The following is a 19,291-nucleotide window of genomic DNA, read 5'->3' as shown; positions in this document are numbered from 1 at the left end:
GGTCTCAGCCGCGCACCAGGTCGTGCTCCTGGTCGAGCGCGAACCTGCACGCGTCCCCTGGACAGAGCTCGTGCAGCTCCTCCCCGACACCCACCTTGATCGGCCGGCTCGCGCCCTCCGGATGCGCGGACACGGTCAGGCTGCTGTCGGAGAACTCCACCTGGATGGGTGTGCCCCGGAACTGCATCGCGAAGCGCAACCGCTGCAGTTGCGGGGGGAGCCGGGGCCGGAACGACAGGACGTCCCCCTGGATGTGCGTCCCGGCGTAGCTGCGCTGGACCAAGTCGAGCGTGCCGGACATGACGCCCATGTGGATGCCTTCCTGCGTGGTGCCGCCTTGGATGTCGGAGACGTCACTCTCCAGCGCGACGAGGAAGCGCTCCCAGGAGCTCGCCGGGTCGTACGCGGCGAGGACGCCCGCGTACGTGACGAAGCTCAGCGTGGAGCCGTGGGAGGTGCGCTGGTCGTAGTACTCGATGGTCTTGCGCGCCGTGTCCGGACCGAGCTCGTAGCCCAGGCGGTCGAAGATCCGCGCCAGCTGGTCGGGGGAGAACAGGAAGAACAGCATGACCGCGTCCGCCTGTTTGGCGAGCTGGTAGCGGTTCGGGTCGTCGCCCTCGGCACGCAGGATCCGATCGAGTCGCTGGATGTTGCCGTACTTCGCGCGGTAGGCGTCCCAGTCCAGCTCCTCCAAGCTCTCCCAGCCCTCGAACTGGCTGATGACGCCGTCGCCGTGGAAGGGGACGAACATGCGCCGGCTCATGTCGTCCCACCGATCCAGCTCCTCGTCCTGCAGGTTGAGACGGCGACGCAAGGCCTCGACGCGGCTCGAGGGGAGCAAGGCGAGGACGTCCTGGGCGACCTGGCAGAGCCAGGCCACCATGACGTTGGTGTAGGCGTTGTTGTTCAGTCCGCCCTCGCTCGCGCCGGGATACTTCTCGTGGAACTCGTCCGGCCCCATCACGCCGTGAATCTCGTAGCGGGACCGCTCGGGATTGAAGTGGGCGATGGAGGCCCAGAAGCGGGCGATCTCCAGCATCATCTCCGCGCCGTAGTCACTGAGAAAGGCCAAGTCGCGGGTCGCCTGGACGTAGTTCCAGATGTTGTAGAAGATCGCCGCGTTGACGTGCCGCTGGTTGTGGGAGAGGTCCTCCTCCCAACGCCCGGAGAGCGGGTTGAGGTGCAGACGTTGGGTCTCCTCCCTGCCGTCGCTTCCGCTCTGCCAGGGGAACATCGCGCCCCGGTAGCCCGCGTCCTTCGCCATGGCCTGGGCTTCGCCCAGTCGCCGGTAGCGGTACATCAGCAGCGAACGGGTAACCTCAGGGGTGCGCAGGTTGAGGAACGGATAGACGTAGAGCTCGTCCCAGAAGACGTGCCCTCGGTACGCCTCACCGTTGAGACCTCGTGCTGGGACGCCGGTGTCGAGGTCGGCGGTGTGGTGCGAGCAGACCTGGGTGACGTGGCTGATGTGCGTGCGCAGGAGGAGCTGGACCCGGTCGTCGTTCGGGACATGGATGTCGCAGTTGCGCCACAGCTCGTCCCACGCCGACACGTGCCGCTGCAGCGCTTCAGCGAAACCCACGTACCGCAAGGCGGATGTCCCGGCGCGCTCGAGAGTGTCGCTCGCCGCCGGGTCGCGGGAGGTGAAGAACGTCACCATCTTCTCCAGCCGCACCGGCGAGCCTTGGTGGACGTCGAAGCCCAGCGCCTGCTGGATGTAGTCCTCCATCTGGTAGAGGTCGCGTTGGACCTCCATCAGCGCCCCGGTGTGGTCGAAGACCCGATTGCGTGCCGCCTCGCTGACATAGAGGTTGGACTGTCGGGTCTGCACCTTGAGCGCGATGACCTCGGAGCCGAACGTCCGCGGTGAGACCGGGTCGAGGTGCCGTCCCTCCAGCTGCTGGTAGCGCGCCACTCCTCGATTGGTCACGCGTCCGTCGAGTGCCGAGACGATCTCCACGCGGCCGGACCAGTTCTCAGGGGTAAGCGTCCATTCCAAGCCGGCGTGGTGGACGTCGGCCATGCTGACGAAGCGTCTACTGCGGAGCGTCGTCTCCCGCCCCGCGTGGTCACGGAACCGTAGCTCACGAACGAGGGTGGGGTGCCGAATGTCGTACTCGTGCCGATAGCTCAGCAACTCGACGTCGGCGAGCCGGATCGCCGCCTCACCCTCGATGCGCAGCTTGAGCACGAGCCAGTTGGGCAAGTTGACCAGGTCCTCATTGAGGACCGGCAGGCCGCCCAGGATCGTCGTCTCGCGGTTGTAGGCGCCGTGGACGTAGGTGCCGGGATAGTGCACCCGGTCGGCGTCCTCCCACTCCGCGGCTCCGCGCGTGCACAGGTAGCCGTTGCCCGTCGAGGTGAGCGCTTCTCGCAGCCCTTCGGTGGCTGGGTCGAACCCCTCGTACGTCAGGAGAAAGCCCTTCACCGAAGCCTCCTCGGTTCGCGGGCACGCGGCGGGTCGACCGACTTGTCAGGATGTGGCCCACCTGCTCTGTCCGCTTCGGTGTCGCTGTCAGGCTACCCCGCTGTGTCTGACGTACTCCGATCCGCGACCAGGGCGACCGAGTGAGCGCACCTCAGGAACTCTTGGCGAGCTGCTCAAGCACCTCGGCGAAGCCTTCCACTCCGTCGACGACGAGGTCGGCGCGACGGACGATCTCCTCGGGACCTTCGGCCGAGCGCACGCCCACGCGCACCGCGTCGTCAAGGTGACCTTCCGCGACCAAGGCGTCCAAGGCGGCGAACGCGTCGAGGTCGGTCGCGTCGTCTCCACCGTAGAGCGCGACCTTCGGTCGGGTCTCGAGCACCATGTCGCGCACGGCCTGCGCCTTGCTGATCTCCACGGGTGGACGGATCTCCAGCACCTTGCGTCCCCAGTGCGTGGCGAACCCGGCCTCGCTCGCGCGCTGTGCGAGCGAGCGGAGGAAGGCGTGCGCTCCTTCCTCGTCCGGGACGTCTCGCCAGTGGAACGCCACGATCGGTCCCTTGTCCTCCACCCGAACCTGGAGCGCGTGCAACGTCGGGTTGTCACAGGTGGCGGTGAAGTCGCGCACCCGACCTTCCCACTCGGCGACAGACGGGGCCAGCTGTGGACGGTCCTCCCCGGCTCGCAAGATCTCGGCGCCGTGCAGGCCCGCGTAGTCGATGCCGTCGACGCTGACGAGCCCGCGGGCGTCGACCGCTCGGCGGCCGGAGACGCAGGCCACACGTGCGTAGCGGTGAGCGAGATCACGAAGTCGCTCGGCGACCTGCGTGGGCACGCGAGCCTGGGAGGGGTGCTCGACGATGGGAGCGAGCGTGCCGTCGATGTCGCAGAAGATCGCCGCGCTGCGTGGATCTTGGGTCAACGGGCGTACGCTGTGCGCGAGATCGGGCACCGGCATTGGGACAGTGTCCCATGTGGCGGCGTCCCATGTGGCGGCGTCCTACGGGGCGGTGTCTCACGTACCGGTGTCCCACACAACGACGTCGACGTGTGGCGTGTCACGGGGCGTCCCCGGCGCCCCGTGTTCTCGCTCGCCTCGGTGCCGACGATCGGGTCGTCACGTTCGGTCGCCCATGGTGGTGATCGAGGCGTCGCGGGTGATGTCGTCGGTGATCGTGACAGTCGCCGCGGGATGTCGCAAGGCCGGCCTCGGCCACGTGAGCGAGGGCGCGCGACTATGCTCGTGGCCCGTCCAACCCCGCGAGGCCGAGGAGTTTTCCGGCGTGAACGCCTCCACCAGTCCAGCGGCGGTGATCGTTCTCGCCGCTGGCAAGAGCACCCGGATGAAGTCCCGTACCCCCAAGTTCCTCCACACGATCGGCGGGCTCAGCCTGCTCGGCCACGTCGTCACCACCGCTCGTGCGCTCCAGCCCACGCATCTGGCGGTGGTCGTGGGACATGGTCGGGACCAGGTGATTCCCCACCTCGCCGAGCTGGACGAGAAGGCGCAGCCGATCGTCCAGGAGGAGCAACGTGGTACCGGTCACGCCGTCCGCGTCGCGCTGGAGGCTCTGCCAGCGCTGCGCGGCACCGTGGTCGTGACCTACGCCGACGTCCCGTTGCTGCCCGCCGAGACGCTGACCGCCCTGCTCGAGGGCCACGCCCGCGAGGACGCGGCGGCGACGGTGCTGTCGGCGATCGTGCCCGACCCCACCGGCTACGGGCGGGTGGTCCGAGCCTCCGACGGCTCGGTCACCAGCATCGTCGAGCACCGGGACGCGACGCCGGAGCAGCGCGAGATCACCGAGATCAACTCAGGGATCTACGCGTTCGACGCCGAGCTGCTGGCCGGCGCGTTGGCCCGGCTCAAGACCGACAACAGCCAGGGCGAGGAGTACCTCACCGACGTCCTTGGCATCCTCCACGGCGACGGACAGCGCGTCGCCGCCGTCGTGGCCGACGACTACCGCGACATCCTCGGCGTCAACGACCAGGTGCAGTTGGCCGAGCTCCGGCGCATCCTCAACGACCGCGTCCTCGAGCGTTGGATGCGTGCGGGCGTCACCATCGTCGACCCCGCCACGACCTGGGTGGACGTGACCGTCACCCTCGAGCCGGACGTGGTGCTGCACCCCCACACCCAGCTCCATGGGGCGACGCGCGTGGCCGCCGGCGCCCAGATCGGGCCCGACACCACCCTCACCGACACGGTGGTGGGTCCGGAGGCGACCGTCGTCCGCACACACGGCTCGCAGGCCGAGATCGGCCCCGGTGCGTCCGTCGGGCCCTACGCGTACCTCCGGCCCGGCACCCGGCTCGGTGCGGGCGGCAAGATCGGCACGTTCGTCGAGACGAAGAACGCCGACATCGGACCGGCGGCGAAGGTCCCGCACCTGTCCTACGTCGGCGACGCGACGATCGGCGAAGGCACCAACATTGGCGCCGCCTCGGTCTTCGTCAACTACGACGGAGTGCAGAAGCACCGGACCACGGTCGGGAAGCACTGCCGGATGGGCTCCGACAACATGTACGTGGCGCCGGTGACCATTGGTGACGGCGCCTACAGCGGTGCCGGCACCGTGATCCGCAAGGACGTCCCTCCGGGCGCGTTGGCGATCAACGTCGCACCCCAGCGCAACCTCGAGGGATGGGTCGAGCGCAAGCGCCCCGGCACACCGTCGGCGGAGGCGGCTCGTCGCGCCCTGGTCGAAGGGACGGAGGAGGCGCGACCGCCGGAGGACGGGGCGAGGGACACTGGCATCGTCCAGGAGACGTCGGGCCAGGAGAGGTCGGGAAGGAAAGGGCAGTGACCGGGCTGAAGCGCACCACCCACAAGACCCTCATGCTCTTCTCCGGGCGAGCCCACCCCGAGCTCGCGCGTGAGGTCGCCCGGCTCCTGGGCGTGGAGCTGACGCCCACCACGGCGTACAACTTCGCCAACGGCGAGATCTATGTCCGGTTCGAGGAGTCCGTCCGCGGCTCGGACGCGTTCGTGATCCAGAGCCACCCGGCCCCTATCAACGAGTGGATCATGGAGCAGCTGATCATGGTCGACGCGTTGAAGCGGGCCTCGGCGAAGCGGATCACGGTCGTGACGCCGTTCTACGGCTACGCGCGGCAGGACAAGAAGCACCGCGGTCGAGAGCCCATCTCGGCGCGGCTGATGGCCGACCTGCTCAAGACGGCCGGCGCCCACCGGCTCATGGCGGTCGACATCCACACCGCCCAGGTGCAGGGCTTCTTCGACGGGCCGGTCGACCACCTGCTGGCGTTGCCGATCCTCGCCTCCTACATCGAGTCACGGGTCGACACGAGCCAGGTCACGGTCGTCGCGCCGGACTCCGGTCGAGTGCGGGTCGCGGAGCAGTGGGCGGACCGGCTGGGTGGTTGCCCGCTCGCCTTCATCCACAAGACCCGGGACATCAACGCGCCGAACCAGGTGGTCGCCAACCGCGTCGTGGGCGACGTCGAGGGGCGCATCTGTGTGGTGGTCGACGACATGATCGACACCGGTGGCACGGTGGTGAAGGCCGCCGACGCCCTGCTCGCCGCCGGCGCGGCGGACGTCATGGTCGCCGCCACCCACGGCGTCCTGTCCGACCCCGCGGTCGACCGGCTCAAGAACGCCCCGATCCGGGAGATCGTCGTCACCGACACGCTGCCCATCCCGCCGGAGCGTCGGTTCGACAACCTCACCGTGCTGTCCATCGCTCCGCTCATCGCCCGGGCGATCCGGGAGGTGTTCGAGGACGGCTCGGTGACGAGCCTGTTCGGCGGCGCGAGCTGAGCGGCGGACCTGGTCACCGGCCGCGATCGTCGCCGGGATATCCTGGCCGGGTTGCCTCGGCGAGGGAATGCCGGTCCTCGGCTCCGTGATCGACGCGGTGCCGGTCTGGCACGTGCCGCCGGGCAGCGATCCCGCCACCGTCACCGTGATCCAGTCGAGGAGTAGCGTCCGTGCCCGAGGTCAAGATCAAGGCCGAGCCCCGCACCCAGTTCGGTAAGGGTGCGGCACGACGGATCCGACGCGCGGGCATGGTGCCCGCCGTCCTGTACGGCCACGGCAGCGCTCCGGTCCACATCGCGCTGCCCGGCCACGAGCTGATGCTCGCGCTGAAGACCCCGAACGCGCTGTTCGAGGTCGACCTGGACGGTCGGAGCGAGCTGGCGATCCCCAAGCAGGTCCAGCGGGACCCGATCAAGGGCTTCCTGGAGCACGTCGACCTGCTCATCGTCAAGCGCGGCGAGAAGGTCGTCGTCGAGGTCCCCGTGGAGACCGTTGGCGAGGCGGCGCCGGGAACGTTGGTGACCATCGAGCACACCACGCTGTCGGTCGAGGCTGAAGCCACGCACATCCCCACCAGCATCGAGGTCCCGATCCACGACGCCGAGGTGGGCACCCAGATCCACGCTCGCGACATCAACCTGCCGGCGGGTGTCTCGCTCCAGATCGACCCGGAGACCTTGATCGTCAACATCACCGCGGCTCCGACCGCTGGGCAGGTCGAGGCCGAGGCCGAGGGCGAGGAGTCCGCTGGCGAGTCCGGCGGGCAGGAGTAGGCACCGTCCTCGCCGTCCTCGATGACGACCAGCGGATGGCTCGTGGTGGGGCTGGGCAACCCGGGCCCCACCTACGCCGCGCATCGACACAACGTCGGCCACATGGTGGTGGACCTGCTGGCCGACCGCATGGGTGCGCGGTTCCGTCCGCATCCTCGTGGGCGGGCTGAGGTCGTCGAAGGACGACTCGGCCCGCTTCCGGGTACTCGGGTCGTCCTGGGCAAGGCGCGGACCTACATGAACGAGTCCGGCGGTCCGGTCGCCAGCCTGCTGTCGTTCTACAAGCTCAGCGCTGACCGGCTCGTGGTCGTCCACGACGAGCTCGACATCGCGCCCGGCGCGTTGCGGTTGAAGTTCGGCGGCGGTGATGGCGGTCACCGGGGGATCCGCTCGATCCGGCAGTCCCTGGGGACCGCCGACTTCTACCGGGTCCGGGTCGGGATCGGCCGCCCGCCTGGCCGCCAGGATCCGGCCGACTTCGTCTTGTCGCCCTTCTCCAGCGCCGAGCGCAAGGAGCTGCCGTTCGTCCTCGACCGTGCCGCCGACGCGGTCGAGACCTTGGTGCTGCGCGGACTCGAAGCGGCCCAGAACGCCTACCACGCGCAGCGCGTCTGACCTGACTGGTCGCTACCACGTCGGCCGACCGTGCAACCAGCGCGCCCGGTCGGGCGTTTCCTCACACGGGGGAACGCCGGCCTCGCGTCTGGGGGGTGCGCGGGGCCGGCGTCTTTGTGTCGTCCACCAGCTCTGGGGAAGCCCAGCTCTGTGGGGCCCCGCGTCGCTGTCCGGCCCGCGGCGCTGTTGCTCACCGACGGATGCAGGCGAACAGGTGCCGGCCGTAGTTGTCGGCATACGGGCCGACGGCGTCCTGGTCCGGCCCGAGGTCGACCACCTCGTCGAACGTCGTGTGCTCGCGGAGGAACGCCGCGATGGACTCGGCGTTCCACCCCTTGAGCGAGTGGGCGAACCACGCCTCGTGCTCCTGACCGGTGTCGAGGAACAGCACACGGCCGGCCGCCTGGTCGAGCAGCCGGACGAGCTCCTCCGCCGTGGTGCTGCCCCGCCCGAGCACGAAGTGGTGGAGGAGGCTGAAGCAGGAGACGACGTCCCAGCGTCGACCACTGCTCTCGGCCTCGCGCAAGAACTCCACAGCGTCGCCGACGTGGATGCGTCCCGGATCCAGGCCGTACACGGCCGCGCCGAGGCGAGGCGCCAGGGGGTCGCGCTCGACGCCGTACGCGGCGAAGCCCCGTTCGCTCATCTGGTGGACGAACCAGCCGTAGCAGCTGGCCACGTCGAGGTAGTCGCGCCCCGGCGGCTGGATGTCGTGCTCGGCCAGGAAGCGTTCCATGAGCGCGAGCCGGTCGGTGCAGCGCCGCACGACGACCCAGCGTTGACGCAGCTCGGGCGCGTCGATCGGCTGGTACAGCTCCTTCTTCCCGCCGATCCAGCTCATCCGCGACAGCAGGTCCTGAAGTGGCGTGGTGACGGGAATCCGCTTGACCTTGACGTGAGCCGTGCGGGCGCCCCGGTGGGCGAGCATGGCCAGCCGGTGGTGGCCGTCGAGGATCTGGAAGCAGTCGGAGTCGCGGATGGGCGCGACCAGGATGGGGTCCCGCGGGCCGCTGTGGGCGTGGCTACCGGTACGAAGAGCTGCCTCGGGCGGGACGCCTCCGCTGTCCGTGCCGGGGTGCGCAACCGGCCTGGCTTCGGCGAGCTCGTTCGACACCACGCCTGCGGGTACGGGCACAGGGGCGGCGTGGTGCTCGCCGGCGCGGGCCAAGAAGGAGCGCGCCTCCGCCACGATGCCGGCGTCGTCGGTCGCGGAGAAGTAGCGTCCGGTGAGCTGGAGACAGCGTCTGGCGTGTGTGCCGTACGGCGACGCGAGGATCTCCTCGTCGCTCAGGCCCGCGCTGCCGCGCTCGGCGGCGGCGCGCAACAACCACGCGTGAGGGCCCTGGGCGATGGGTGTGGAGGCCCACAGGAGGTCGTCGAACCGTTCGGCGTACTCGCTGGTCGAGACGCCGTCCTGCACCCCGAGCAGCAGGCGGTCCAGCGGTACCTCGGCGAGCCCGGGGCGGCGCAACAACAGCGTGGACAGCGCCACGCGAACCCGGTGCGGGATCGGCAGACGTCGTAGGAGGCGCGTGACACGCGCCAGCAGGGCGGTCGCCAGGCGCGTGAGTCGTCGCAGCACCGCGTGGGGTCGCGGCACGGGGAACGCGGTCCGGAACGCGCTCAGCTGGAGGATCCGACGTCCACGCCAGAGCAGACCGGCGTACGCGAGTCCGGCCGCGGGCAGCCACACCGCCATGCTCGACGGGGTGGGCGGGACCACGAGGGTGACCACCAGGGGCGCCAGGCCGAAGCACACAGCCGCGCTGGCGGCCACCCAGGCGACCGGCGCGCCGAGCGAGGAGACTCCGAACGCCCGGCGGACCTGAACCATCGGCAAGACGTTGCGGACAGCGAGGGCGGCGGCCCACGCGAGCGCCGCGCCGGTGATGCCGAGGCTCGGCACGAGCAGGAACAGGAGCACGATGTCGACGACGAGCGCCGCGGCGTTGTTGACCAGGCTGGCCCGGCTGCGTCCGGCCATGAGCAGCACGACGTCGACGGACCCGCACGCGGTCGCGCCCAGCATGGTCAGGCAGAGGATGACCACGGTCGCGCGACCGTCGCCGTACCCCTCGCCGAAGACCTGGAGCAGCACCGGCGCCGCGACGGCGCTGACCAGGTAGACCGGCCAGGCTAGAGCCATGAGCCAGGCGGTCGCGACGACGAAGAGGCGCCGGACCTCGGCGAGGTCCCCGCGGGCGAACAGACCGGAGAGCTGGGGCTGGAGAACCTGCTGGACGGCCTGCGTGGCGAGCTGCCCGAGGACGAGGAAACGGGTCGCGGCTGTGTAGACCGCCGCGTCCGCGGGTCCCAGGAGCGCCGCGACCAGGACGATGTCGGCGCGCTGGAGGGCGACCTGGCAGATGCGGCCAGCCGCCCGAGGCGTCGTGAAGGCCCAGAAGGCACGGGTGACCTCGGCCTGCTCTGCCTCGGTGAGGGGCGCGACCGCACCGTGGCCTCGCATCAGACGCAGGCACCACCAGCCCACGATGGCGAGGCCCACGACGTAGGGCGCTCCCCACGCGATCGACAGTCCGACCGGTCCGGCTCCCACCAGCGTCGCGACCGCGACGAGAGCCGTCTGGGTGGGCAGTCGACCGAGTTTCTCGACGAGGACGTTGGCGCGGGCGGTGCCGTACGCGAGCGTCGTGGCGAGCAGCACCTCGTACGCCGTCGCCACGGGAAGCAGGACGGCGAGCACGCGCAACGTCGCGACGAGGGTCGCCGGGTCCGTGTCATGGCTCACCAGTCCGGTGAGGGTCGGTGCGGCGACCCAGACCATCCCCGCCAGCGCCACACTCAGGCAACCGACGACGCGCAACGCTGTCCGGGTGGCGGCGGCCGCGCCGGCGGGGCGGCCCGCCGCTAGCTGGCGCTGGATGGTGTGGGCGAGACCGGCGTCGGTGCCGAGGGTCGCGACCGCGGTGGTGAGCAGGAAGAACGACGTGGCGGCGAAGAGAGTTCCGGCGACATCGGCGTGGGCGCCGTTGGTCACCACGATGACCAGCGCGATGCCAGCGATGCCACCGACGAGGGTCCCAGCGAGGTTGAGGGTGCCGCTGCGGGCGAGTCGTCGGACAGAGGCCGTGGAGCTCACCGTTCGTCCGCCGGGTAGAGGAGAGCGGTCGGGTAGTCGTCCTCGTGATCAGGTGCGGGAGACCTCGGATGGTCCGAGGCCGGGTGCCCGTTCTCGGGGGCCTCGCCGCGGATGGCCTCGCGCTGGCTGGACGAGACCGGGGTTGTGAGGGCCGAGCTTGCGGCTGTCGACGAGTCCGACGGTGTGGAGGCTGGGGCGGTTCGGGAGGCGGCGTGGTCGTGGCCCGCCGAGGCTGGCGAGGTCGAGCCGGACCGTGCCTGCGTCGCACGCGTGGCTGCCTCGCGGGTGGTGTGGGTCGTGGCGGTGGACGTCATGGTCGGGGACGTGGTGGACGACGTCGTCGACCGTGGGCTGGTCGACGGCCTCGCATCAGCGGACGGAACGGTCGAGCGACTGGTGGTCGCGGCGGAGCGGTCGCCTTGTGGGGTGTTGTCGTCAGCCGCCGTGGACTCGTCAGCCGCCTTGGACGTGGTGCGCCCACGGCGACGGGAGGGCCGGTCCAACACGACGGCACCGACGGGGACCGCGTGGACGCGGGCGAGCGCGGACGTGCAGGCGCTGAGCTCGCGGTGCGTGGTCACTCCACGGATGGCGATGAGGACGACACCGTCGGCGAGCGCCGCCAGGGTTTGCCCGTCGGCGCCGGCGGCCGACTGACCGGCGATGATCACATAGTCATACCAGTCCCGCAACCGCCGGATGGTGGTCAGCATGCGCGGGGAGAGCAGCTGGTCCATCGTCTCCTGCTGCGGCTGACCGAACGGGAGCAGGACGAGGTTGTCCTCGGGTTGGACGAGGACGCCGCGGAGCTCGGCCTCTCCCGCGAGCACCTCAGCGAGGCCGGGCAGCGACCTGCCGGCGAGCATGCGGGTCGCCTCGCCGACCGCGTCGACGAGAACGACGGTGAACCCGGACCTGGCCAGTCCGACGGCGATGGCGGTGGCCTCGGGCGCGGCCGAGACCTCCTCGGAGACTCCCGCCACGCTGAGAATCATCGGTGGCCGCTCGAGGGAGGTGATCACGGCGGTGCGGATCGCGCGGTAGCACTCGGGCAACCCTTGAGCGGGGTTGGCCGCTCGTGCCGCGCTGTAGCGGTCGGCGTCCGGGACGACGCCGAGCAGTCGCAGATCGACCGCTTCGACGTCGTTGGCATCGTGCAGGCGGTCGTCGCGGCGGGCACGCACGAGCGCCAGGAGGACACCGATGAGGAGGCCCCCGATGCCGCCGGCGCCGCCGAGGACGAAGAGGTCGGTGCGGCGCGGCGACTCCGGAGCGTCGGCCGGGCTGAGGATGTGTCCTGGGGTCAGGTCCGTGGCTCTCAGCGCGTCGATCTCGTTCTGCAGGCTTTCGCTGGTGGGCTGCTGGCTGCGGAGCCGCTCGAGGCGAGTCTCGATGGTGGTCTTCGCGAGGTTCTCGCGGTAGCTCAAGTAGGCCGTGGCGAACGCCTGAGCGCCGCGCAGCGCCTCCTCACGTGTCGACGCGGTGTAGGAGATGTGGAGGATCTGCGAGTTCGGGGGGTTCTCCACGCTCACGCGCTGGCGCAGCGCGTCGTCGCTGACGTCGAGGCCGAGCCGTTGCCGTACGAGCTTGGTGACGCCTTCGGCGCGGACGAGCTGCGCCTCGGTCTCGACGTTGACCAGCTGGTCGCCGCGTCCCTCCGGGGAGTACGGGTTGCCCGGCAGGGGGTTGAGCATGATGGAGGAGCTGGCGGTGTACCGCGGGCCTTGGCGCATCGCCACCCCGACACCGCACGCCGCACCGGCGAGGGTGAGCACGATGAGGAGGGCGAGGTGACGGCGCAGTGCGGTGGCCACGAACGTCACCGGTGTGGACGTGCCTGTGGCGCCACGCATCTGCCCTCCCCTTGTGGTCGTCTCTGCCGGAAGACGGTAGACCACCGTAGGCCGAGGCGAACCACTTTCCGGCCATGATCACGTTCCGCATCGGCGTCGGGACGTTCCGCAAGCGGGGATCACGATTGTGTAGCGCCCGTGCCGCCCGGATTCGTCGATCGTCTACCTTGCAGCATCGACGGACCACTACCTGTCACCGGAACTTCGTCAGCCCGTGGCTTGACATTGTTCGCAGGTTTGTCCTTGGGGGGTCACATGCACGGTGATGACGACGCGCGCCCAGATCCGCCGCGACGTTTGCTCCTCGTCGGCTCGAGCGGTGGGCACCTCGCGCAGTTGTTGGCTTTGCGACCGTGGTGGGAGACACGGGAACGTGTGTGGGTGACGTTCGCGACGCAGGACGCGAAGTCACGTCTGCAGGGCGAGGAGGTCGTCTGGGCGCACTTCCCGACGACCCGCAACATCCCCAATCTCGTGCGCAACCTTGTCCTCGCCGCCGGTGTCCTCCGTCGCACACGTCCAGACGTGGTGATCTCGACCGGCGCTGGTGTAGCGTTCCCGTTCTTCCTCCTGGCGCGTGCGATGGGGATTCCGACGGTGTACCTCGAGGTCTACGACCGGCTCGACAGCCGTACGCTCACCGGCCGGCTCTGTCGACCGCTCTCGTCACTGTTCTGCGTGCAGTGGGAGGAGCAGGCCGCGCTGTACAAGGGCGCCCACGTCGTGGGGACACTACTTTGAGCGACCCGGTGAGTCGCATGCGACGCGTGCTCACCGTCGTCGGCACGGACTACCACCCCTTCCACCGGCTGGTGACCTGGGTGGACATGTGGTGCGCCCGACGGCCCGAGGTCGACTGTCTCATCCAGTACGGGACGTCCACGCCGCCCCAACACGCGCGCGGCATGGCGTACCTCGGCCACGCTGACCTCGAGGCGTGGATGGCACAGGCGGCCATCGTCGTCTGTCACGGAGGCCCGTCGACGATCCTGGAGGCGCGGCGGCACGGTCTCAAGCCGATCGTCGTGCCGCGCCGGGCTCGTCTGGGCGAGCACGTCGACGACCACCAAGTGAGATTCGTGACCCATCTGGTGAAACGGGACCTGGTGCTGACCGTCACGACGCGGCAAGAGCTGGAGAGCGTGCTCGACCAGGCGCTGGACGACCCCGAGCTGGTGCGGGCAAGCTCGACGCAGGAGGCGGACACCACCGCTGAGGCCGTCCAGCGCTTCGCCGCCTTGGTCGCGAGCCTGTTCCGTGGCCGAGACGACTCACCCACGTCGGGAAGGGCGCGCTGACGTCGCGTGCGCGGGAGAGTGCCCGCGCACCGGACGAGGCTCAAATGCCTCGACCGGCCGAGTTGGCCAAGGCGAGTGCTTGGTCGGCGGTGACGAAGCCCAACGCGACCAGGATGGCGACGTAGGCCCGTTGCTCCCGCCAGTTGAGCCGGATGGTCTGGGCGGCGTACCGCAGGGCCGAGCGCCGGTCCTTGAGCGCGGCGTAAGCGAAGGCCTGCTGACCGCGGAGGCGGGCCAGCCCGTGCGGGTCCTCGCGGAGCGCCGGGTGCTTGGCGATCTTGTAGTCGATCGCCTCGATGATGACGCGCCACTGCCTGGTGAAGTACGACTGGCGCCCCCAGAGCACGCGCACGAGCGGACGCTCGACCACGGCGATCCGGGCGGTTTGGGCGGCCCGCAGCATCCAGTCGTAGTCCTCGCCGAAGCTGCCCGGGATCGCCTCGTCCACCAGACCGATGCGCTCCCGCAGCGCGCTGGCCCGGACCACCACCGTCGACGGGTGAGCCTCCATGACCCGCCGACGGGCGAGGACCCGCACCGTCATGTCGTCCGGGCGCGGCACTCGCGGCGTGACCTTGCCCTCGTAGTGGACCTCGATACCGGACACCGCGACGTCGCACCCGGTGGACTGGAGCTTCTCGATCTGCAGGTGCAGTTTGTCCGGGAGCCATTCGTCGTCGTCGTCGCAGAAGGCGACGAACTCGCCGGCCGCGACGTCGATGCCGCTGTTGCGCGCGCCCGCCAGACCAGGCGTGCGGACGTTGGGGACGCAGACGACCCTGCGGTTCTCCGCCTCGTACGCCAGCGACTCGTCGATGGGGACGTGGTCGAAGACGATGACGCACTCGATCGGACCGGCATAGGTCTGCCCGAGGACCGCGTCGATGGCTCGACGCAGCAGGGCGGGACGGTTCTTGGTGGCGATCACGACGCTCACCAAGGGAAGGGTTCCGGTGCCGCCCGTGACGTCCTCGCGCCGGGCTGTCGCCGCCTTCGGGACGTCTGTCGACGTGGTCGACGAGCCGTTCGTGGGTGGGTTGAGAGTCGTCTCGGTCATGGTGCTGCGCTCCCCGTCATGGTCTGGTCGGCTGGTGGCTCCGCCGGCGTCGCCGGTGCCGGCGAGGGTGGTGAGCCGGACGGATCCGGGCTGGACTGCTCTGAACTGCGCTGGGGGGCGGACGAGAACGTCGCGGCGATGCGCGTCGTGGCGAGGGTGACGACGCCGGCCAGGGCACCGGTGCGACGCAGGATCCGCGCGGTCCGCGCGAGATCGTGTCGGACGCCTCGGGCTAGCTCAGCCACGAGAAGCACCACGTCGGCCTCCCCGGCCCGGCGGACCATGGTGGCCGAGCCGGCACGACAACTCACCACCGCCACGGCACCCGTCGAGGCGCCGTCGAGGGTGGTGGCGGCCCGCTCGACGTCGGTGGCTTCCGCGCTGTCACTCGACACCGCCACAAGCGCTCGTCGGAGCTGCTCCGCGACGAGGGTGAGGACGTCGTCCGGGCACCATCCCGTGACCAGGACACGAAGGCCGTCCACGGGTGCCGCGCGCCTCAGCAGCGCGGCGAGCGCCGTGATCCCCGTCCGTGACCCGAACCCGGCTTGCAGGAAATGGTCATCCACGTGGGCGAGGACCGGCAGGTTCGTGACCTGGGCGACGTCGTCGGCGTCTCGGACGTAGGGGTGGCGTCGGTCCCGGAGCCATCCCACGGCGACGCCCGCGAGCAGACCGGTCATGAGACCGGAGACAGGCGGCACCTCGACGTTGCCGCGAACCGGTTGCCGTGGCGGGTCCGGGTTCTCCACGACCCGAGCGGGGTTCGCGCTGGAGGCCGCGACCTCCTGCAGCGCTTTGTCGATCCGGGCGATCTGGTTCCGGAGGCGCGCACGCGCTCTCGAGGTGGCGGATTCGTCGCTGAGCCTCGTCTGGAGCTGGGAGCGACGATCGCGTAGCGCAGCGGTGATGCGCTGGGCGCGACGGGTAAGCAACGTCGAGCGCTCGCGAACGAACTCCTCCGCGACGATCTGGGCGCCGCGTCGGGCCGTCTCGGCGTCCTCGGCGGTGAAGCTCACCAGGAACACGCGGGTGCTCGTCGGTACGGCGAGGTGGATGCGGGGAGCTAGGTCGACGGCCGTCCAGGAGTCGCCGAGTCGTCGGGCGGCAGGGTCGAGCACCGCCGTCGAGCGGAGGAGCTCCGCCTCGGTGTCTTGCGTCCACTCCCGTGGTGGTCGCGAATTGGCCCGTGCCTGGCCAAGGTCGAGGGTGACGTGCGCGGGTACGGCGGGGGCGAACACCTTGGCGGTCGCGGTGTACGTCGCGGGAATCGCCGCGGCCAGCAACCCGCCCAGCGTGAGTCCGACCAGGCCGAGTGCGACGCACATCCGCCAGTGACGGCGCAGCGCGCTCCCGTAGGTCGCCAGGTCCACGGTGGAGACCGTGAGGTGCCGGGTGGACGCGGAGATCACGGGCGTACCACCACCTCCGCGAGCAGGTCGAGCAGCCAGCGAGTCCGCGACCGCAAGGGCGCGCCCTCGGGTGGCTCCGAGGCGAGGAGGTAACGCCTGGCCAGCTCGACCAGGTAGGCCACCATGACGGCCGGTACGTCGTTGCCGGCGAACGGGTCGTGGGCGTCGTCGACGCGGCGACTCACCAGGTCGGTGACCGCCCGCTGGACCAACCCGCCCGCGACGCCGCGGCGCCGCCCCGTGGCGGCCCGGACGCGGCTGGGGTCGCCGGTCAGCACGGCTCGGACGACGTCGGCGGCCGCTCGCTCACCGCGGTCCCGGAGCACCACCTGCAGGGTGTAGTGAAGGAGGTCGAACCCCACCGGGACGCCGGTGGCGAAGCGTTCGAAGTCCCAGAGCAACACCTGGGTGCCGTCCCAGGCCATGTTCCACGGCGTCCAGTCGCCGTGCCAGGCCCCGAGGGCCAGCTCGACATCCCCGTACCGCTGTCCGGCGACGTCGACGAGGCGCTCGAACTCCGCGGCCTGCCGTGGGTCGGCGAGCTGGGCGGGAGTGTCCTGGGCGAGCTTCCACGCCTCGCTCGTGCTGAGAGGGCGGCGGGAGGTTCCGAGCCAGCCGGCGAGCTCTCGCATGGCGGCGGTGGGGACGTCCTGGCGTCGCCACCGAAGCGACGTGGGGCGCACCGGGGTGAGCACGAGGAGGTCGAGGCCACGCCATCGCCCGTGGTGCAGCACCCGGGGGATCCGGAGCTGTCGCGGAGGTCGGTCGGCCGACCACAGCGCGGAAAGCACCTCAGCCTCGCCACGGACCAGCGCCTGGCTCACCGCCGAGGTGCCGACCTTGACGAACGCCACCGTACGGCCGTCGAGCGCCAGGACCTGCAGGATGGGCTTGCGGTTGGCTCGGGGCGGTCCGACGGTCATGGTCACGACGACGTCCGCACCGAGGATCTCGCCGAGGTGACGTTCGATCGAGTCGACGAGTGCTCCGACGGGTGCGCTCACCCGCAGCCGGTCCCGGGCCAGGCGACGCAGCGTCACGTAGCCGCCGGGGAGGCGGAGCACACCGGACGCGAGGGTTCGAGCGGCACGCTCGGTCCAGCCGACCCCTTGGCTGTACTTGCGGACCGCTGCGGCGGCCACGCCGCCTCCGGCGGCCGGCAACGCAAGGCTCGGATGACGACGGCTCGGCAGCAGCAGAAACTCGCGCACCACCGCGTGTCCGGGCTCGAGGGGGACGTCCACGCGCGCCGGTGCCGGCCACAGCAACGCGATGGTCTCCAGAAGCGCCGTGAGGGTGTCGGACTGGTCGCCGCTCAGGGTGTGCCTCCTTCTCGCTCGAGCCGCCCGTCCAGCCAGCGCGCTCGTGCGTCCGACTGCCGGGCGAGCAAGCCGATGGCGATCATGACCGTCACCATCGGTGCGTCGTAGGTGTCGTAGACGAGCAGCTCGATGCCGAAGAACACCAGGACGCAGCAGACGGCGACGGCGAGCGGCGAGGTGTCCTTCCAGGCCGCGGCGAGCTGGCGGGAGAAGAACGCGAGGAACAGCGCCAAGCCGACCAGGCCCTGGGAGAAGATCACCAGCCAAAGCTGTCCCTGGGTGCCCAACGGGGGGACACCGCACGCCGGGCAGTCCGGGGTGGCCCCGCCGGCCACGGAGAAGAAGCTGCCCTGTACGTCCCGCGTCGACCCGAACCCGAGGAGGGGGGAGCCTTCGAGCACCGAGCGGACCGTCTCCACCGCCAGTCGCTCACGGCGGTCGTTGGAGTGCGGCGACTCCAGGCGTCGCAGGGCCATCGCGCCGAGCGGGCTGACCAGGAAGGTGACAGCCCCGACCAGGAGGGTGCCGACGAGCGCCGCGAAGGCTCTGTGGTACCCCATCTGGACCAGCCGGAGCGCGAGGTAGCAGACGCCCACACCGAGGGCGAGCCACAGGCCGCGGTTGAGCGAGTACACGACCGGGACCAGCGAGATCACCAAGACGAACGGTGCCACCGCACGCCGCCAGCCGGCGTCGCGTCCCAGCCAGGCGAGCAAGAAGAACGGGAGGAAGAGCGAGAAGTTCGCGCCCCAGGAGTTGGCGTACGCGAACGGCGCGATCGGCCGTGCCTCCGCGTAGCCGAGGATCGTCTGCACGTCCGCCACGGCCGGGTGGATGAGCCGGGAGACGAACTCGTTGGTGGCGATGCCGCGCGGCAGCAGCATCTCCATGGGGGAGCGGAACTCCAGCGTCGGAGCCACGACGCCGAGCAGCCCGCCACAGGTCGTCACGACGAACATGGACGCCAGGAGGCGCACCACCCGACGGGTGGGCAGGTCGTGCTCGTCGGCGTTGAGGACGTACAAGCAGGTGACCGTGGCGGCGACGTACATCGCGGCACGGAACCCGAAGACGAGCAGTCGACCGGGTCCGCCGCCGCCCGGCTCGGCGCCGGGGGCGTCGGCCCACAGCATCGTGACGCCGGCGAGCATCCACGCCAAGAACGCGAGCCACGGGCCGAACCCTCGCGGTGCCCGCACCTGCGGCCGGGCGAGCAGGTGGATCGCCATGGGGACGGCCACCAGGACGAACATGAACGTCGCCAGGCCGAGGGCCCACCAGAGGGGAAACCCGAGGTAGAGCACGGTGAGCGGCCAGCCCGGGAGGCGGGTGCCGCGGGATCTGCGGGCAGGGGTGGGCGAGGCGGGTGCCGCGGCGGTGCTCGACCCGGCGGTGCCTTCCCGGGTGCGTGAGCCGGCCCCACCGACTCCTGATTCGACGCCACTGGCCTCCGGTCGGACTGCCGGCGAACCCGTGGCGGACGTCGTCCCCATCTGGGTGCCCTCCCCGCGTGCGGCCACGGGAACGTGAGTCCGAAGCTCGGCGTGCCGTCGGGGTGTCCGCAGGCCTGGCCGGCGCCGAGCCCGTGCCACCTTCCGGCCGTGCCCGAGGATACGAGACCTGGGGTGATCGCGGGCGGGGATGCC

The 19,291-nt window shown here is 70.4% G+C and carries 14 protein-coding genes; 6 read left to right on the top strand and 8 right to left on the bottom strand.

Annotated elements, in window-relative coordinates; all coding sequences use genetic code 11:
* Positions 1-4: 4 nt before the first annotated feature.
* Both DFJ64_RS05410 and otsB read right to left on the bottom strand, forming a co-directional pair.
* A complete protein-coding gene (locus tag DFJ64_RS05410; RefSeq protein WP_115849455.1) occupies positions 5-2,428 on the bottom strand; it encodes a glycoside hydrolase family 65 protein in 2,424 nt (807 codons plus the stop codon).
* A 151-nt stretch (positions 2,429-2,579) separates the two neighbouring features.
* Complete coding sequence (gene otsB / locus DFJ64_RS05405) at positions 2,580-3,386, bottom strand: trehalose-phosphatase (RefSeq protein WP_115849454.1); 807 nt, start codon at positions 3,384-3,386, stop codon at positions 2,580-2,582.
* Positions 3,387-3,711: 325 nt separating this feature from the next.
* Here otsB and glmU point away from each other — a divergent pair, with 325 nt between their 5' ends.
* The 4 genes from glmU to pth all read left to right on the top strand — a co-directional run bounded on the left by glmU (position 3,712) and on the right by pth (position 7,603).
* Positions 3,712-5,238 carry a bifunctional UDP-N-acetylglucosamine diphosphorylase/glucosamine-1-phosphate N-acetyltransferase GlmU gene (gene glmU / locus DFJ64_RS05400; protein WP_281268487.1) on the top strand — a complete coding sequence of 509 codons (1,527 nt, stop codon included), beginning with the start codon at positions 3,712-3,714 and terminating at the stop codon, positions 5,236-5,238.
* Positions 5,235-6,215 (top strand): ribose-phosphate diphosphokinase, encoded by a 981-nt coding sequence (locus DFJ64_RS05395; RefSeq protein ID WP_115849453.1) that lies wholly within the window; start codon positions 5,235-5,237, stop codon positions 6,213-6,215. Before glmU ends, DFJ64_RS05395 begins: the two co-directional genes overlap by 4 nt.
* A gap of 170 nt (positions 6,216-6,385) precedes the next feature.
* Complete coding sequence (locus DFJ64_RS05390) at positions 6,386-6,988, top strand: 50S ribosomal protein L25/general stress protein Ctc (protein ID WP_115849452.1); 603 nt, start codon at positions 6,386-6,388, stop codon at positions 6,986-6,988.
* A 21-nt stretch (positions 6,989-7,009) separates the two neighbouring features.
* Positions 7,010-7,603: an aminoacyl-tRNA hydrolase gene (gene pth / locus DFJ64_RS05385; protein ID WP_115849451.1), complete on the top strand. Its 594-nt coding sequence runs from the start codon at positions 7,010-7,012 to the stop codon at positions 7,601-7,603.
* 190 nt (positions 7,604-7,793) lie between these two features.
* Here pth and DFJ64_RS05380 read toward each other — a convergent pair whose 3' ends face one another.
* Positions 7,794-10,703 carry a polysaccharide biosynthesis C-terminal domain-containing protein gene (locus DFJ64_RS05380; protein WP_115849450.1) on the bottom strand — a complete coding sequence of 970 codons (2,910 nt, stop codon included), beginning with the start codon at positions 10,701-10,703 and terminating at the stop codon, positions 7,794-7,796.
* Positions 10,700-12,556: a hypothetical protein gene (locus DFJ64_RS05375; protein ID WP_115849449.1), complete on the bottom strand. Its 1,857-nt coding sequence runs from the start codon at positions 12,554-12,556 to the stop codon at positions 10,700-10,702. The genes DFJ64_RS05380 and DFJ64_RS05375 overlap by 4 nt, the downstream gene beginning before the upstream one ends.
* Before the next feature lie 255 nt (positions 12,557-12,811).
* On the opposite strand from DFJ64_RS05375, the gene pssD reads away from it, so the two are divergent.
* On the top strand, positions 12,812-13,297 hold the full coding sequence (gene pssD / locus DFJ64_RS05370; RefSeq protein ID WP_115849448.1) for a PssD/Cps14F family polysaccharide biosynthesis glycosyltransferase: 486 nt from the start codon (positions 12,812-12,814) through the stop codon (positions 13,295-13,297).
* Positions 13,298-13,314: 17 nt separating this feature from the next.
* Positions 13,315-13,854, top strand: coding sequence for a glycosyltransferase (locus DFJ64_RS05365; protein WP_115849447.1), 540 nt, complete (start codon positions 13,315-13,317; stop codon positions 13,852-13,854).
* Between the two features lie 40 nt (positions 13,855-13,894).
* On the opposite strand, the gene DFJ64_RS05360 is transcribed toward DFJ64_RS05365, so the two are convergent.
* The 4 genes from DFJ64_RS05360 to DFJ64_RS05345 all read right to left on the bottom strand — a co-directional run bounded on the left by DFJ64_RS05360 (position 13,895) and on the right by DFJ64_RS05345 (position 19,138).
* A complete protein-coding gene (locus DFJ64_RS05360; protein ID WP_115849446.1) occupies positions 13,895-14,911 on the bottom strand; it encodes a glycosyltransferase family 2 protein in 1,017 nt (338 codons plus the stop codon).
* Complete coding sequence (locus DFJ64_RS05355; protein WP_170152505.1) at positions 14,908-16,323, bottom strand: Wzz/FepE/Etk N-terminal domain-containing protein; 1,416 nt, start codon at positions 16,321-16,323, stop codon at positions 14,908-14,910. The genes DFJ64_RS05360 and DFJ64_RS05355 overlap by 4 nt, the downstream gene beginning before the upstream one ends.
* Entirely contained in the window at positions 16,320-17,534 is a 1,215-nt protein-coding gene (locus DFJ64_RS05350) for an aminoglycoside phosphotransferase family protein (protein WP_147304606.1), read from the bottom strand. The genes DFJ64_RS05355 and DFJ64_RS05350 overlap by 4 nt, the downstream gene beginning before the upstream one ends.
* 104 nt (positions 17,535-17,638) lie before the next feature.
* Positions 17,639-19,138, bottom strand: coding sequence for a hypothetical protein (locus DFJ64_RS05345; RefSeq protein ID WP_245940956.1), 1,500 nt, complete (start codon positions 19,136-19,138; stop codon positions 17,639-17,641).
* Positions 19,139-19,291: the final 153 nt, after the last annotated feature.

This window comes from Thermasporomyces composti (genome assembly GCF_003386795.1).
In the GTDB taxonomy this organism is placed as follows: Bacteria; Actinomycetota; Actinomycetes; order Propionibacteriales; family Actinopolymorphaceae; genus Thermasporomyces; species Thermasporomyces composti.
Note: the sequence above shows the minus strand (reverse complement) of the source record. Positions and strands in the feature narration are given on the sequence as shown.